The sequence below is a fragment of the Celeribacter indicus genome, from assembly GCF_000819565.1.
Lineage (GTDB): Bacteria > Pseudomonadota > Alphaproteobacteria > Rhodobacterales > Rhodobacteraceae > Celeribacter > Celeribacter indicus.
The window spans coordinates 3,101,562-3,118,477 of the sequence record NZ_CP004393.1 but is presented as its reverse complement, the minus strand read 5'-3'; the positions used below and the strand labels follow the sequence as shown (position 1 = coordinate 3,118,477).

Genomic DNA, 16,916 nt, shown 5'->3' with positions numbered 1-16,916 from the left:
GCCTCATTCCGCGGGCGCAGGCTCCGCCCGGAACGCGCCGAGCGCCGCGCGGGTGCGCTGGTGGTCGATCAGCAGCGTGAGCCCGACGCCCGACAGCCCGAGCACGGTCGCCAGCCCCATGTTCATCGCGTCGGAGATCTGCCAGAGGGTGTTGAGCGTCAGATAGGCACCGCTGAAGATCCCCGCGGAGATCAGCGAGGGCACGAAGGTAGCCAGACAGCCCGCGAAGGTGATCGGCACATGGCGCGCGCCGATCTGCCAGTTGCGCGGCACCATGATGAGCGCCCAGATCGTGAGCGAGGCCGCCACCGCCTCGAGCCCCATGAACACCGCGCCGAACACGAGCACGAGGCGCAGCACCACGCCTTCCACCGTCAGGCGCAGGACCAGATCGGTGCGGGAGATCGCGCGGAACAGCGGGTTCAGGAAGTAGATCGCGATGGATTCGAGGACGATCCCGCCCACCGAGAGCACGAAGACCGGCGCGGTCGGTTTCCATTCGGGGGAGAGAAACGTGGCGAAGATCGGCTGGCTCGCCACCGCGATCACCGCGCAGGTCGGGATGAGCAGGGCGGAGAGCAGGCGCATCGAGGCATAGTAGAGATCGCGCAGCTTCTCCGGCGAATGCTGCGCCTTCGACATCCGCACGTAGACGACGGAGGCCATGGGGCCCGCCAGGCCGAATTGCGGCAGGCGGGTGAATCGCGCGCTCATCGTGAAATAGCCCAGCGGGATCTGCCCGAGCACGCGGGAGATCATCACGATCGGCAACTGGTCGCGCGCCACCGTGACCACCGAGGCGGCGATGGTGTCGCGCGCATAGATCAGGTGCGGGCGCAGGGAGGCGGTGGAGAAGGCAAGGACGGGCCGGAACTGCGACATCCAGAGCGTGCCCGCGGTGCGCACGCCGGCAAGGAGGATCTGCTGGGCGACCAGCGCCCAGATCCCGAACCCCGCCAGCGCCCCGATCACCGCGGCCGCCAGGCCCGCGAGGGTCGAGGCGACCTCGATCCGGGCGATGCCGGCATAATGTTCGCGCCGCTCGATCTCGGCATTGGGGGCGGCGGCGACAGCCTGAAGCAGCGGCACGACCGACATCACGAGAAGGATCGGCACGATGGCGGGACTGTCGAAATAGCGCGCCGCCAGCGGCGAGATCGCGCAGATCAGCAGGGTGAAGGCGAGCCCGACCCCGACCATGACCCACGAGACCGAGGACCATTCGACGATATCGGCATCGCGGGTGCGGATGAGCGACCGGCCCAGCCCCCCGTCGGAGAGCGTATTGGCAAAGATCACCACGGTCATCGCAAGGCCCATGAGGCCGAATTCCTCGACCGTGATCTGCCGCGCGAGGATCGGCAGCACCATGAGCTGGGACACCGCCACGAAGGCGCGTGCGGAGATCAGCGAGCCGATGCTGACCAGAAAGCCCCTGAGGCCGGAGGAGGGGGGCATGGGCGTGGTCATCGCCTGCGCCCCTGCACGTCATGCCGCGCACCGGGGCGGGAACCGTTACTCATCATCTACACAACGCCTTCACAGAGGAGGCCCGAGACTCGCCTCCGTCCTGACATTGTTGCGCGGGAAATGGCCGTCCCCGCAAGCGGCTCCCTGCTCACCGGCGCAGAATCGGCGCGGCCAGAGGGGGACGATCCGGCGGCATGGCGCAGATTGCCTTAAAATTGGGCAGGCAGACCGGCGGCGCCTCCCCGCACGGTCGGCGGACCGTCAGTCCCGCGAGGCGAGGAGGCTGCCGGCGAGAAAGAGCAGGAGCAGCCCGGCGCCGATGAGCCCGTAGAGCGGAATCGCCCACCACCAGGACAGATCCAGACCGATGATCGCCAGAACCGTGAACGCCAGCGCGAACGGCACCGACAGCAGCGCCGCGCCCTTCGCGGAATAGGGCCGCTTCCGGGGAGTCGCCTTCTGGCGGCGATCCTTTTCGGCGTGCCGGCCCTTGAGCGTTTCGGTTTTCACGAGGTCGGACCTTTCTGTCGGTCTGCGGGTCGGGGTCACTGTTCTAGCTTTGCATTTTCAGCACCGGGGCAGGGTGCGGGTGCGGAGGGTATTTTGCGGATTGGGTCCAGGCGCGGGCTGGGCGGCGGGTTTCCGCTGGCGGACGCCGGGACGGTTGCGGGCGCGTCCTGCCTCTGGAGCGAACGCGCGGGGGCGAGATTGGGTTCCGAAGTTCCGTCCATATTGGCATAGACTCGTGCGACCGTCCTTTCCCGCCGGCCGGACCAGGATCGGAGACATTCGGCTTACTCGCCTTCCGGTTGCGCAGAGTTTCGCGCAAAACGCGAATGGGGGAAAGGGGAAATATCCGAGCGTGGGGCATGACTTCGCGTCGCGGCACGAAATCCGTGCCGGGACGGCCTCCCGGAGCGCCCAAGGGAGCCGGATGCCGCCGGATTACACGCGAAAGTGAGTCGGCAAAAGCCGGCGATGGCATGGCCTCGGCCCTCCCGCACCCCGGCTTTTGCCGTGACAGTGCCGTCCGATTCGTTGACAGCCGGTCCAAAAATGAGGCAGCCGCGCAGAATGCAAGCAGATCGCCTCGGCGGTTTTTTGCGAAACGGGAGATTTCTCTCGGTAGGTTTTCGCCGAATTCCCCGTGGTAAGCCGCTGAAAATCCGCTCGAAAACCCGAGTTGGCGGAACTGTGGCGGGATTATGGCCGAGTGCGGGTTTTTCTGGCCGATCAAATGAGGACATCCTATGGTCTTGTCAGGCAGTGCATGGGGCACGGCAGTGCACGCGCCCCTATTGTTAAAGAAAGAATTCGCCTGCGTCGTCAAGGAATCGGACTGCGTCGCAGGTTTTCTCAACCAGAACGAAGGGTTACTTCGCTGTGACGTTATACGAGTATCGCAACGCCTCAGGAGTGGACAAAATCCATGCCGAATACCAGTTCCCAAAGTACGAGTACCATTGAGCGCGCCGCGACAGAGTGCCGAACCCCTACAGCCGTCTATGCAGGCTCTCTGAAACGCAGCTTCGACATTCTGATGTCGCTTCTCCTTCTCCCCATCCTCGCCCCGGTGATCGCCGCGCTTTACCTCGCGGCGCGTCTCGAGGGCGGGCCGGGCTTCTTCGGACACGCCCGTGTCGGGCGGGACGGAAGGTCCTTCACCTGCTGGAAGATCCGCACCATGGTGGTCGACGCGCAGGAGCGCCTCGATCATCTGCTTTCCAGCGATCCCGTCGCCCGCGCCGAATGGGAGCGCGACCGCAAGCTGCGCAACGATCCGCGCATCACCCCGCTCGGTGATTTCCTGCGCAAGACGAGCCTCGACGAACTGCCGCAGATCTGGAACGTGCTGCGCGGCGAGATGAGCCTCATCGGCCCGCGCCCGGTCACGGAATCCGAACTCGAGCGGTATGGCGCCCAGGCCTGGGTCTATATCGCCCTGCGCCCCGGCGTGACCGGTCTCTGGCAGGTCTCCGGCCGCAACGACGTCTCCTATGCGGAGCGCGTGCGGATGGATGCGGTCTATTTCCACGGCCTGTCCTTCGGAACCGACCTGCGGATCCTCGCCCGCACCGCCGGTGCGGTGCTCTGCCGGACAGGGTGCTGAGCCCTCCTGCCGGTGCCGTCTTCCGCCCCGCAGTGCCTGTGCCCCGGCGCGCGTTTCGCGCTCCGGGGTGCTTTGGTGCGTCGGGCGCGGATCGGCCGCGAAACGCGCGCCCCGGACCGGGATGTCTTGAAATCGACATGAAATCGCGGAACGATTGCGCGATGAAATTTTGTCCACAAGCTTTAACCCGGCGCAAAGGCCGCAGCCGGAACAGAACCGCCGCTTGCATGTTCTTGTCAAAGTGACTTACCAAAAACGTGAAGCCTGACATCGGACGGATGTCAGAATTCCACATATTCCGAGGTGCCTGATGGCCGCGACTTCCCGTTCCTCCGCCGTTCCCGATTTGAAAGACGCTCTTCTACAGCACCTCACATACACGATGGGCAAGGACCCGGAGCACGCGAAGTTCTTCGACTGGCGGATGGCCCTCTCCCACGCGATTCGCGACCGGATCGTCGACCGCTGGGTGGCCTCGACGCGCCGGACCTACGAACAGGACGGCAAGCGCGTCTACTACCTCTCGATGGAATTCCTGATCGGGCGGCTGCTCGAGGACGGGATCGTCAACCTCGGTCTCGTGGAGGAGGTCGGGGAGACGCTGCGGACCTTCGGCATAGACTACCGCTCCGTGCTCGAGGACGAGCCCGACGCGGCGCTCGGCAACGGCGGGCTCGGACGGCTCGCCGCCTGTTTCCTCGACAGCCTCTCCACCATCGGATGCCCGGCCATGGGCTATGGCATCCGCTACGAGAACGGCCTCTTCAAGCAGTCCTTCGTCGACGGGCGCCAGGTCGAGAGCCCCGAAACCTGGCTCCAGGAGCCGCACCCCTGGGAATTCGGCCGCCCCGAGGTCCGCTTCACGCTCGGATTCCGCGGCGAGGTGACGACGGAGAACGGCCGGACCGTCTGGAAACCCTCCGAACTGCTCCAGGCCGAGGCCTTCGACACGCCGATCGTCGGCTGGCAGGGCCGCTGGGCGAACACGCTGCGCCTCTGGGCGGGGCGGGCGGTCGATCCCTTCGATCTCGACCGGTTCAACGCCGGCGATTTCGCCGCGGCGGCCGAGCACGAGGCGTTGGCGCGCACGATTTCCCGCGTCCTCTACCCCGAGGACAGCAACGAGGCGGGCAAGGAGCTGCGCCTCAAGCAGGAATTCTTCTTCTCCGCGGCCTCGATCCGCGACATCCTGCGCCGGTTCGAGGGCCAGCACGAGGACCTGCGCGCGCTGCCGAAGAAGGTGGCGATCCAGCTCAACGACACCCACCCGGCCATCGCCGGCCCCGAGCTGCTCCGCATCCTGCACGACGAGCGCGGCCTGTCCTTCGAGGAGGCGCTCGAGATCACCCATGGCTGCATGAACTACACCAACCACACGCTGCTGCCCGAGGCGCTCGAACGCTGGGACGAACGGCTCTTCGGCCGGCTTCTGCCGCGCCATCTCCAGATCATCGACCGGATCGACGATGCCCATTACCGCGCCAACCCGACCCGCCTGCTCTCGGCGCGCTCGGACGGACAGGTGAAGATGGGCGAGCTGTCCTTCATCGTCGCCAACAAGGTGAACGGCGTCTCCGCGTTGCATACCGACCTGATGAAGAAGACGGTGTTCAAGGATCTGCACGGGCTGCATCCCGACCGGATCGTCAACGAGACCAACGGCGTGACCCCGCGCCGCTGGCTGCATTCGTGCAACCCCGGCCTCTCGTCGCTCATCACCGACAGCATCGGGGACGGCTGGATCGCCGACCTCGAACAGCTCGAACGCCTCGAACCCTTCATCGGCAAGGACGACTGGCTGCATCGCTTCCGGGCGGTGAAGGCGGAGAACAAGGTGACGCTGTGCGACTATATCGCGGAGCGGCATGGGATGCGGCTCAACCCGGACGCCATGTTCGACATCCAGATCAAGCGCATCCACGAATACAAGCGCCAGCACCTCAACATCCTCGAGGCCATCGCCCACTGGCAGGAGATCAAGGACACGCCCGGCGGCGACTGGGTGCCGCGGGTGAAGATCTTCGCGGGCAAGGCCGCGCAGGGCTATCATTTCGCCAAGGACATCATTCACCTGATCAACGACGTCGCGAAGGTGGTGAATGCCGATGCGGAGACGCGCGACAGCCTCCAGGTGATCTTCCTGCCGAACTACAACGTGACGCTTGCCGAACATCTCATCCCGGCCGCCGACCTGTCCGAACAGATCTCCACCGCCGGCAAGGAGGCCTCGGGCACGGGCAACATGAAATTCGCGCTCAACGGGGCGCTCACCATCGGCACGCTCGACGGTGCCAATGTGGAGATCCGCGAACGGGTGGGGGAGGAGAACTTCTTCCTCTTCGGGATGCTCGCCGACGAGGTGATGCAGCGGCGGATGATCCACGATCACGCGCAGCAGGCCATCGCCGCCGACCCGCGTCTCGCCCGCGCGCTCGAGGCGATCCGTTCGGGCACGTTCAGCCCGCAGGATCCGGGGCGCTACGTCCATATCGCCGACAATCTCACCTGGTCCGACTATTTCCTCGTCTGCTCCGATTTCAGCGCCTACTGGCAGGCACAGCGGGAGGCGGATCACGCCTATCGCGACCCGGATCTCTGGGCGCGCAAGGCGGCGCTCAACGTCGCGCGCTCGGGCTGGTTCTCCTCGGACCGCACGATCCGCGGATACATGTGCGATATCTGGGGAGCTGAAAGCCTGCTTGCCCCATAATCGGAGAGTTGAACGCAGGGTCGAATCTCCTAAAGCTGTTTGTGCGCAAAGGGAAACCAGATGCTTCAACCGATCGAGACAGATTTTGCAGAGCCGGGCGTGCTTTCCCGGATCTGCGCGGGCACCTTCGACGACCCTTTCGCGATCCTCGGTCCACACAGGAAGGGCAGGGTGCGGCATGTGACCTGCTACGATCCGGGGGCGGAGGAGATGACCGCCATCTCCGCCGGCAAGGACTATCCGCTCGCGCCGGTCGCGGGCTTCAGGGGCATCTTCCACGGCAAGGTTTCCGGCACCAAACCCTACCGGCTGCGCGGCAGCCGGGGCGCGGAGAGCTGGGAGGTCGACGATCCCTATCGCTTCGGCCCGGTGCTGGGCGAGATCGACGAATATCTCCTGGGCGAGGGCACGCATCGCCGGCTCTGGCGCGCCCTCGGCGCCCATGTGACCGAGCATGAGGGCACCCGCGGCACCCATTTCGCCGTCTGGGCCCCCAATGCCCGGCGCGTCTCCGTCGTTGCCGGGTTCAACGGCTGGGACGGGCGCCGGCATGTCATGCGCCGGCGCGGCGCGACCGGTGTCTGGGAGTTCTTCATGCCCGGCATCGGCGAGGGGGAGGCCTATAAATACGAGATCCTCGGCGCCCACGGGGAGTTGCACCTGAAGTCCGATCCGGTGGGGTTCGGCGCACAGCACCCGCCCGAAACCGCCTCCGTCGTGCGCGACATCTCGGGCTATGGCTGGCACGACGCGTCGTGGATGGAGCGGAGGGCGGCCACGTCCCGGCGCGACAGGCCGATCTCGATCTACGAGGTGCACCTGGGAAGCTGGCGGCGCAAGGAGGGCGGCCGGTCGATCTCCTACAAGGAGGCGGCGGTCGAGCTCGTCGACTACGCGAAGGACATGGGCTTCACCCATATCGAGCTCATGCCGATCTCCGAATATCCCTTCGACGGCTCCTGGGGCTATCAGCCCGTCGGCCTCTATGCCCCCACGATCCGCTTCGGACCGCCCCACGAATTCCGCGATCTGGTGGACGCCGCCCATGCCGCGGGTCTCGGCGTGCTCGTCGACTGGGTGCCGGGACATTTCCCGACCGACCCGCACGGGCTCGGGCGCTTCGACGGCACGCCGCTCTACGAACATTCCGATCCGCGCGAGGGATTCCACCACGACTGGAACACGCTGATCTACAATTACGGGCGCACGGAGGTGAAGAACTTCCTGACCTCGAACGCGCTGTTCTGGCTCGACGAATACCATCTCGACGGGCTGCGCGTGGATGCCGTCGCCTCGATGATCTACCGGGACTATTCGCGCAAGGAGGGCGAGTGGATCCCCAACGCCCAGGGCGGGCGGGAGAACCTCGAGGCGATCGAGATGCTGCGCGCGATGAACACGCTGGCCTATGGGGAAATTCCGGGGATCTTCACCGTGGCCGAGGAATCCACGGCCTTCGGCGGCGTCTCGGCACCGGCGGACGCGGGCGGGCTCGGCTTCGGCTACAAGTGGAACATGGGCTGGATGAACGACACGCTCGACTACATCTCGCGCGACCCGATCCACCGCAAGCACCATCACCACCAGATGACCTTCGGCCTGCATTACGCCTTCTCGGAGAATTTCATCCTGCCGATCAGCCATGACGAGGTGGTGCACGGCAAGCGGTCGATGCTCTCGAAGATGCCCGGCGACGAGTGGGAGAAATTCGGGAACCTTCGCGCCTATTACGGGTTCATGTGGGGCCATCCGGGCAAGAAGCTCCTGTTCATGGGGCAGGAATTCGGCCAGTGGCAGGAATGGAACCACGATGCCGAAGCCGACTGGGCCTGTCTCGTCTACCACATGCACCGGGGCGTGCAGGATCTCGTCCGCGATCTCAACCGCCTCTATGCCGACACGCCCGCCCTGCATGCGAAGGATTGCGAGCCGGAAGGTTTCCAGTGGATCGAGGCCGGCGATGCGGACGCTTCCGTCTTCGCCTGGATCCGGCGCGGCGGACCGGAGGATCCCGAGGTCGTCGTGGCCTGCAATTTCACGCCGGTCGACCGCAGCTATCGCCTCGGCTTTCCGCAGGCCGGGCGCTGGCGGGAGGCGATCAACACCGATGCGGACTGCTACGGAGGAAGCGGGCGCGGCAATCTGGGAGGGATCGTCGCGACCGCGGGAGACTGGCAGGGCCAGCCGGCGCAGGCACAGATCGCCCTGCCGCCGCTTTCGACAATCATTTTCGTGAAGGACGCGGGCTGACCCCTGTGGAAAGGTGGAGGAGATGGCAAGACCGACAAACAGACTCGCGCCGCGCACGATGGCCTTCGTTCTGGCGGGGGGGCGCGGCTCGCGGCTTCGGGAGCTGACGCACAACCGGGTGAAACCCTCCGTCTATTTCGGCGGCAAGAACCGCATCGTGGATTTCGCCCTGTCGAACGCGCTCAACTCCGGCATCCGCAAGATGGCGGTCGCGACGCAATACAAGGCGCATTCGCTGATCCGGCACATCCAGCGCGGCTGGACCTTCTTCCGGGCGGAGCGCAACGAATTCCTCGACATCCTGCCCGCCTCGCAGCGCTACGAGGAAAGCACATGGTATCGCGGAACCGCCGACGCGGTGGCGCAGAACATCGACATCATCGACAGTTACAACGTGGATTACATCCTGATCCTCGCCGGTGACCATATCTACAAGATGGATTACGAGGTGATGATCCGCCAGCATGTCGAAAGCGGCGCGGATGTCACCATCGGTTGCCTCACCGTGCCCCGGCGGGAGGCCACGGCCTTCGGCGTGATGGGGGTGGACGAAACCGACCGGATCACCACCTTTCTCGAGAAACCCGCCAACCCGCCCGGCATCCCCGGCGACGAGGATCACGCGCTCGCCTCGATGGGGATCTATGTGTTCGACTGGACATGCCTGCGCGAGCGGCTGCTCGCGGACATGGCCGACCCGCATTCGAGCCATGATTTCGGCAATGATCTCATCCCGGAGATCGTCGCCCGCGGCAAGGCCCAGGCGCATCGCTTCACCGACAGCTGCGTGCGCCATCCGGAGGCCGAACCCTACTGGCGCGACGTGGGCACGCTCGACGCCTACTGGCGCGCCAATATCGACCTCACCGACTTCACGCCGGAGCTCGACCTGTGGGACCGCGACTGGCCGATCTGGACCTATAGCGAGAACACGCCGCCGGCGAAGTTCATCCACGACCGCCCCGACCGGCGCGGCTCGGCCGTCAGCTCGATGATCGCGGGCGGCTGCATCATCTCCGGCACGGAAATCCGCGAAAGCCTGCTGTTCACCCATGTGCGGACGAATTCCTATTCCTCGCTCGAACGTGTCGTCTGCCTGCCGCATGTCAACATCGCGCGGCATTGCCGGCTGAAGAACGTGGTGATCGACCGCGGCGTGCAGATCCCGGCGGGGCTCGTGGTGGGCGAGGACCCGGAAGTGGACGCCAAGTGGTTCCGCGTCTCCGAGGGCGGCGTCACGCTCATCACCCAGGACATGATCGACCGGAGGGACGGCGGCCTATGACGCGGGTACTTTCCGTGACCTCGGAATGCGTCCCCCTGGTGAAGACGGGCGGCCTTGCCGATGTGGCGGGCGCGCTGCCGGGGGCGCTGGTGGAGCACGGGGTGGAGATGCGCACGCTGCTGCCGGGCTACCGGCCGGTGCTCGCGGCCCGGCCCGACGCGCCCGTCGTCTTCGACATTCCCGACCTGTTCGGCGGTCCGGCCAGCATCCGCTCCGCCCGGCTCGGCAGGACCGTGCTCTACATCCTCGACGCGCCGCATCTCTTCGACCGCGACGGCTCGCTCTATCTCGGCCCGGACGGCTACGACTGGCCGGACAATCCGCAACGCTTCGCCGCGCTGTCGCTGGCGGCGGCGATGGTCGCGGCCTACGGCATCGAGGACTGGTTTCCCGAAATCCTCCACCTGCACGACTGGCAGGCGGGATTCACCCCCGTCTACCTGCGCGAACTTGGCGCGGCGGAACGGGTGAAGACGCTGATGACGATCCACAACATCGCCTTCCAGGGCTGCTCCCCCGGCGACACGGTCGGCGCGCTCGGCCTGCCGCCGCAGGGCTTCACCCAGAGCGGGTTCGAATACTGGGGGCAGGTCTCCGCGCTGAAGGCCGGGATCGTCGGCGCGACGAAGGTCTCCACCGTCTCGCCCACCTATGCGCAGGAGCTGATGACGCCGGAATTCGGCATGGGGATGGAGGGCGTGCTCGCCGGGCGCGCCGCCGATTTCGTCGGCATCCTCAACGGCATCGACGAGGAGGTCTGGTCGCCGCCCTATCGCGCGCCGGCCGCCAAGAAGAAGCTCAAGGCCGCATTGCGCGAGGAGCTGCACCTGCCGGAAAGCGACGGGCCGCTCTGCGTCGTCGTCTCGCGCCTCACCGGGCAGAAGGGCTTCGACCTGCTGCTCGAGGCGCTGCCGGCCCTGATCGAACAGGGCGGGCAGCTCGCGCTCCTGGGCTCCGGCGACCCGTGGTTCGAGGGCGCCTTCCGCGACGCGGCGCTGACCCATCCGGGCGTGTCCGTGCGCATCGGCTATGACGAGGAATTCGCCCGCCGGCTCATCGAGGCGGGCGACGCGATCCTCCTGCCGTCCCGCTTCGAACCCTGCGGCCTCACCCAGCTCTACGCGCTGCGCTACGGCACGCTGCCGCTCGTCTCGCTCACCGGCGGGCTTGCCGACACGGTGATCAACGCCAATGCGGCCGCGCTGGCGCGGGGCGTGGCGACCGGCCTGCAATTCCACCCGACCACCGCGCTCGCGCTCCGGCAGGCGCTCACCCGGCTCTGCACCCTCTACCGCGATCCGGCGCTCTGGGCGAAGATGGCGCGCAACGCGATGGCGCAGCCGGTCGGCTGGTCGGCCTCCGCCGCCGCCTATGCCGCCCTCTTTGCGGAGATGACCGCCGTGGACGACGCCGGATGAGGGAATATTCCATTCTCGCGGGGCGTGCCGCGCCGCTCGGGGCCACGTTCGACGGCGAGGGCGTGAACTTCGCGGTCTTCTCCCAGCACGCGCGCAGGATCACGCTCTGCCTGTTCTCGCCAGACGGAAAGACCGAAACCCACCGGCTCGATCTGCCGGAACGGGACGGGGACGTCTGGCACGGCTACATCCCCGGCCTCCGCCCCGGACGGCTCTACGGGATCCGCGCCGACGGACCCTATGCGCCGGAAGAGGGCCATCGTTTCAACTCCAACAAGCTGCTGCTCGACCCCTATGCCAAGCGCATCACCGGCCATCCCGACTGGCACGACACGCTGATGGGCTACAAGGTCGGGCACGGGCAGGCGGACCTGTCCTTCGACAAGCGCGACAATGCCCGCTACATGCCGCGCTGCGTGGTGGAGGACGTGCTCTTCGCCTGGGGCCGGGACACGCCGCCGCGTGTGCCGCATGAGGAAACGGTGATCTACGAGGCGCATGTGAAGGGGCTGACCCAGCTTCATCCCGACGTCATCCGCAAGGGCAGGTTCCTCGGCCTCGCCTCCGACGCGGTGCTCGACCATCTCGTGCGCCTCGGCATCACCGCGATCGAGCTGCTGCCCTCCCAGGCCTTCCTCAACGACCGTTTCCTGATCGAGAAGGGGCTCGTCAACTACTGGGGCTACCAGACCATCGGCTTCTTCGCGCCCGAGCCGCGCTATCTCGAGAACGGGCAGATCGCGGAGTTTCAGCACATGGTCGCCCGGCTGCATGCCGCCGGGATCGAGGTCATCATGGATGTGGTCTACAACCACACGGGCGAGGGCAACGAGCTCGGCCCGACCCTCTCCTTCCGCGGGCTCGACAACCGCAGCTATTACCGCCTCCAGGAAAATCCGCGCTACTACATCAACGACACCGGCACCGGCAACACGATCAATATGGATCACCCGATGGTGCTGCGGATGGTGCTCGACAGCCTGCGCTACTGGGTCGAGGTGATGCATGTGGACGGCTTCCGCTTCGACCTCGCCGCGACGCTCGGGCGCACGCCGACCGGGTTCGACCGCAACGCCGCCTTCTTCCAGGCGATCCGCCAGGACCCGGTGCTCACCCAAGTGAAGCTGATCGCGGAGCCCTGGGACATCGGGCCGGGGGGCTACCGGGTCGGGGGCTTCCCGCCGCCGTTCCTCGAGTGGAACGACAAGTTCCGCGACGGCATCCGGCGGTTCTGGCGCGGCGATCCGGGGCATGTGCCGGTGCTGGCCGACCGCATCACCGGCTCTGCGCTCCAGTTCGACCATTCCGGGCGGCCCGCCACCTCCTCGGTCAATTTCGTCACCGCCCACGACGGCTTCACGCTGATGGATGTGGTGAGCTATTCGGCCAAGCACAACGAGGCCAATGGCGAAGGCAATCGCGACGGGCATAACGACAACGGCTCCGACAACATGGGCGTGGAGGGGCAGACCGACGATCCGGCGATCGTCGCGGCGCGGGCGCAGCGGCGGCGCAACCTGCTCGCGACGCTGCTGTTCTCGCAGGGCACGCCGATGATCGTGGCGGGCGACGAACTCGGCAATTCCCAGAGGGGCAACAACAACGCCTATTGCCAGGACAACGAGATCGGCTGGATCGACTGGCCGGAGGCGGACTGGGCCTTCTTCGACTTCGTGCGCCGGCTCATCGCCTTCCGCCGGGACCACCCGATCCTGCGGCAGAAACGCTTCCTGCACGCGCATGAACGGCTCATCGACGGGATCGAGGACCTGTTCTGGTGGCGCCCGGACGGCGTGCCGATGCAGGATGCCGACTGGAACGCGCCGGACCTGCGGACGCTCTGCGTGGAGATGCGGATCGCCTCGGGCACGCCGGCCTATGCGCAGCGCGAGGAGGCGGTGTTTCTCGTCTTCAACCGGGGCGAGGCGGTGACCGTCCACCTGCCGCCCTGCCCGGAAAACCGGCGCTGGCGGCTGTGGATCGACACCGGCCATCCCGATATCGACGGCGAGGTGGTCGACGGGGGCTTTCTGAAGGCGGGGCGGGAAACCGTTCTCGCACTCGAACTGGAGACTGTTCATGGCTGACGCGCGTCTGGATCTTGCCGAGCGGCTTGGCTTCCACCGCCGCTACCACGACCAGACCGGCGTCGCCCACGATCTCGGGGTCGAGAGCGCGGTCGCGCTGCTCGCCGCGCTGGGACAGCCCGCCGCGACCGAGGCGGAGGCGCGCGAGCGTCTCGCGGAGGGCGACGACGATCTGCCCTGGGACGTGGTCTTCGCGGCGGGCACGCGGCCCTGGGTCGACATCGGGGAGGTGCCCTGGGAACTGACCCGCGAGGACGGAGAACGGATCGAGGGGCGCGGCGCGGCGAGCCTTCCCGAACTGCCGCTCGGCATTCACCGGCTGGTGGCCGGGGGGCGCCGCGTCACGCTTCTGGCCGCCCCGCCGCGGCTTGCCCTGCCGGAGCGGGCATGGGGGCTGATCGCGCCGCTCTATGCGCTCTCGGAAAAGGGGATCGGCAGTTACGGCGATCTGGCACGGCTGGCGCGCGCGCTCGGCCCCAAGGACGCGGCCTTTCTCGGCATCAATCCGGTCCATGCCGGATTTCCCACGGTTCCCGAGCATTTCAGCCCCTATTCGCCCTCCCACCGCCGCCGGCTCAACGTGATCCACATCCCGACGCCGACCGGCCAGCCCGGCGCGCTCGTCGAATACCCGCGGGAGACGCCGGAGCGCCTGCACGCCTTGCGCCGGGCCTTCGAGGCGGATCGCGCGCCCCCGGCCTTCGAGGCGTTTCTCGAGGCCGAGGGCCCCGCGCTCCGCACCTTCGCCCTGCATCAGGCGCTGTCGCAGATCCACGGCGCCTTCTGGTGCGGCTGGCCCGAAGCCCTCAGATCGCCCGGCGGCACGGAGGCGGCGCGCGCGCGGGAGGAGCTCGGGGAGGAGATCCGGTTCCACGCCTGGATGCAGTGGCGCGCCCATGAGGCGCTGAGCGAGGCGCAGGCGGCGGCGAAGGCCGCGGGCATGGCGCACGGGCTCTACCTCGACCTCGCGGTCGGCACCCATCCGCACGGGGCGGAGACCTGGGAGGACCCGGAGCATTTCGCGCTCGACGTCTCGCTCGGCGCGCCGCCCGACGCCTTTGCCGCCGACGGGCAAACCTGGGGCCTTGCCCCCTTCAACCCGCGGGCGCTGCGGGAGAATTCCTATGCCGCCCTGGCGGAGACGCTCGCGCGGCAGTTCCGCTACGCCGGCATCCTGCGCATCGACCACATCCTCGGGTTCGAGCGCACCTTCTGGGTGCCGGACGGCGCCCCCGGCACCTATCTCACCATGCCGCGCGATCCGATGCTCGCCGTGGCGCGGATCGAGGCGGCGCGGGCCGGCGGCCTGGTGATCGGCGAGGATCTCGGCAATATTCCCGACGGGCTGCGCGAGGCGCTTGCGGCCTCCGGCATCCTCGGCTGCCGGGTGGCGATGTTCGAACGCTCCGACTGGCACGCCCCCGTCTTCAAGCCCGCCGCCGCCTATGACGAGGCGGCCATCGCCTCCTTTTCCACCCACGACCTGCCGACCTGGCGCGGCTGGCGCAAGGGCGCGGACATTACGGCGCGGATGACGGCGGACAACCTCGACGCCGCACAGGGCGAGGCCGCGCTGGCCAGCCGCACGCGCGAGGTAGCGGCCTTCGATGCCCTTTTGCCGGAAACGGATGAGGACGCGCTCCACGGATTTCTCGCCGCGACGCCGACCCGCCTCGTGGGGGTTCAGGCGGAGATCGTTCTGGAGATGGAAGACCAGCAGAACCTGCCGGGGACGACCACGGAATATCCCAACTGGCGGATCCGCTTGCCGCAGGGTGTCGAAACCATGTCAGATATGGGTAATATGGAGCGTGTGGCACAGATCATGCGCCGGAATGACAGAGTAGGAAGAGGACAGCAAGTATGACCCCCGAAGTGGTTGCAACCCACGCGATCGAAGGCCAGAAGCCGGGCACCTCCGGCCTGCGCAAGAAGACCCCGGTTTTCATGCAGCCACATTACCTGGAGAATTTCGTCCAGTCGATCTTCGACGGCACCGGCGGCGCGGCGGGCAGGACCTATGTGCTGGGCGGCGACGGGCGCTATTTCAACGATCGCGCGGCGCAGGTGATCCTGCGCATGGCCGCCGCCAACGGCGCGCGCAAGGTGATCGTCGGGCAGGATGCCCTCCTGTCGACGCCCGCCGCCTCCAACCTCATCCGCAAGCGCGGAACGGATGGCGGCATCATCATGTCCGCCTCGCACAATCCCGGCGGGCCCGAGGAGGATTTCGGCGTGAAGTTCAACACGCCGAACGGCGGCCCGGCGGCGGAGGGCGTCACCGCGAAGATCTTCGAGGCGACGCAGGCGATCACGGAATACAGGATCCTCGCGGCGCAGGACGTGGACCTGTCCACCCCCGGCACGGCGACGCTCGGCGAGATGGAGATCGAGGTGGTCGATCCGGTCGCGGATTACGCCGAGCTGATGGAGGAGCTCTTCGACTTCGACGCGATCCGCGGGCTCTTCGCGGGCGGGTTCCGCATCCGCTTCGATGCGATGCACGCGGTCACGGGGCCCTATGCCCGCGCGATCCTCGAGGACAGGCTGGGCGCGCCGGAGGGGAGCGTGGTGAATGCCGTGCCCTCGCCCGATTTCGGCGGCGGGCATCCGGACCCGAACCCGATCTGGGCCAAGGATCTCATGGACATCATGATGTCCATGAGGGCGCCCGATTTCGGTGCCGCCTCCGACGGCGATGGCGACCGCAACATGATCGTGGGCCGGAACGCCTATGTCACGCCCTCCGACAGCCTCGCCGTCCTCGCCGCCAACGCGACGCTGGTCAAGGGCTACAAGGACGGCCTGAAAGGCGTGGCGCGGTCCATGCCGACCTCCCGCGCGCTCGACCGGGTGGCCGCGAAGCTCGGGATCGACTGCTACGAGACGCCGACGGGCTGGAAGTTCTTCGGCAACCTGCTCGATGCCGGTCGCGCCACGCTCTGCGGAGAGGAAAGCGCCGGGACCGGCTCGGACCATGTGCGCGAGAAGGACGGGCTCTGGGCGGTGCTGTTCTGGCTCAACGTGCTGGCGGAGCGGCGGATGCCCGTGGCCGACATCCTGGCGGATCACTGGGCGAAATACGGCCGCAACTATTATTCACGCCATGATTACGAAGAGGTGGACGCGGATGCGGCGAACGCGCTGATGGAGGCGCTGCGGCGGCAGTTGCCGAACCTGAAAGGCCGGCTGATCGAGGGGATGCGGATCGAGAATGCCGACGAATTCGCCTATGACGATCCGGTGGACGGGTCGCGTTCGGAGGGGCAGGGCATAAGGATCCTCTTTGCCGATGGCAGCCGGATCGTTCTGCGCCTCTCGGGCACCGGCACGCAGGGTGCGACGCTGCGCGTTTATCTGGAAAAGCTGGAGACGAAGGCGGCCGCGCTTCAGGACAATCCGCAGAGCGCGCTGTCGGACATGGTGGCGGCGGCCGAGAGCCTGGCCCAGATCCGCGCCCGCACCGGCCGCAGCGCCCCGGATGTTGTCACCTGACAATTGTCACCTGACAATTTCCGCGAAGGGCAATGAAAAACCGGGCGCCGCGAGGCGCCCGGTCTGTTTCTGTCTGGTCTGTTTCTGTCCG

Annotated in this window: 10 protein-coding genes; 8 read left to right on the top strand and 2 right to left on the bottom strand. The window is 67.0% G+C overall.

All coding sequences use genetic code 11. The annotated features are described in order from the left end of the window. Window positions 1–3: 3 nt before the first annotated feature. Both P73_RS15465 and P73_RS15460 read right to left on the bottom strand, forming a co-directional pair. Window positions 4–1,470 carry an oligosaccharide flippase family protein gene (locus P73_RS15465; protein WP_043870269.1) on the bottom strand — a complete coding sequence of 489 codons (1,467 nt, stop codon included), beginning with the start codon at window positions 1,468–1,470 and terminating at the stop codon, window positions 4–6. 261 nt (window positions 1,471–1,731) lie between these two features. Next, on the bottom strand, window positions 1,732–1,980 hold the full coding sequence (locus P73_RS15460) for a hypothetical protein (RefSeq protein ID WP_043870268.1): 249 nt from the start codon (window positions 1,978–1,980) through the stop codon (window positions 1,732–1,734). A gap of 1,030 nt (window positions 1,981–3,010) precedes the next feature. Between P73_RS15460 and P73_RS15455 the strand changes: the two genes are divergently transcribed. The 8 genes from P73_RS15455 to P73_RS15420 all read left to right on the top strand — a co-directional run bounded on the left by P73_RS15455 (window position 3,011) and on the right by P73_RS15420 (window position 16,825). Continuing rightward, window positions 3,011–3,580, top strand: a complete 570-nt coding sequence (locus P73_RS15455) for a sugar transferase (RefSeq protein ID WP_043870267.1) — start codon at window positions 3,011–3,013, stop codon at window positions 3,578–3,580. 310 nt (window positions 3,581–3,890) lie between these two features. Next, complete coding sequence (locus tag P73_RS15450; protein ID WP_043870266.1) at window positions 3,891–6,290, top strand: glycogen/starch/alpha-glucan phosphorylase; 2,400 nt, start codon at window positions 3,891–3,893, stop codon at window positions 6,288–6,290. A 60-nt stretch (window positions 6,291–6,350) separates the two neighbouring features. Then, complete coding sequence (gene glgB / locus P73_RS15445) at window positions 6,351–8,540, top strand: 1,4-alpha-glucan branching protein GlgB (RefSeq protein WP_043870265.1); 2,190 nt, start codon at window positions 6,351–6,353, stop codon at window positions 8,538–8,540. Between the two features lie 22 nt (window positions 8,541–8,562). Then, window positions 8,563–9,825: a glucose-1-phosphate adenylyltransferase gene (gene glgC, locus P73_RS15440; RefSeq protein WP_074743041.1), complete on the top strand. Its 1,263-nt coding sequence runs from the start codon at window positions 8,563–8,565 to the stop codon at window positions 9,823–9,825. Continuing rightward, a complete protein-coding gene (gene glgA / locus P73_RS15435) occupies window positions 9,822–11,243 on the top strand; it encodes a glycogen synthase GlgA (RefSeq protein ID WP_043870263.1) in 1,422 nt (473 codons plus the stop codon). The genes glgC and glgA overlap by 4 nt, the downstream gene beginning before the upstream one ends. Then, entirely contained in the window at window positions 11,240–13,330 is a 2,091-nt protein-coding gene (gene glgX / locus P73_RS15430; RefSeq protein ID WP_043870262.1) for a glycogen debranching protein GlgX, read from the top strand. Before glgA ends, glgX begins: the two co-directional genes overlap by 4 nt. After that, window positions 13,323–15,197 (top strand): 4-alpha-glucanotransferase, encoded by a 1,875-nt coding sequence (malQ, locus tag P73_RS15425; protein ID WP_043870261.1) that lies wholly within the window; start codon window positions 13,323–13,325, stop codon window positions 15,195–15,197. Before glgX ends, malQ begins: the two co-directional genes overlap by 8 nt. Next, window positions 15,194–16,825, top strand: a complete 1,632-nt coding sequence (locus tag P73_RS15420; protein WP_043870260.1) for an alpha-D-glucose phosphate-specific phosphoglucomutase — start codon at window positions 15,194–15,196, stop codon at window positions 16,823–16,825. The genes malQ and P73_RS15420 overlap by 4 nt, the downstream gene beginning before the upstream one ends. Window positions 16,826–16,916: the final 91 nt, after the last annotated feature.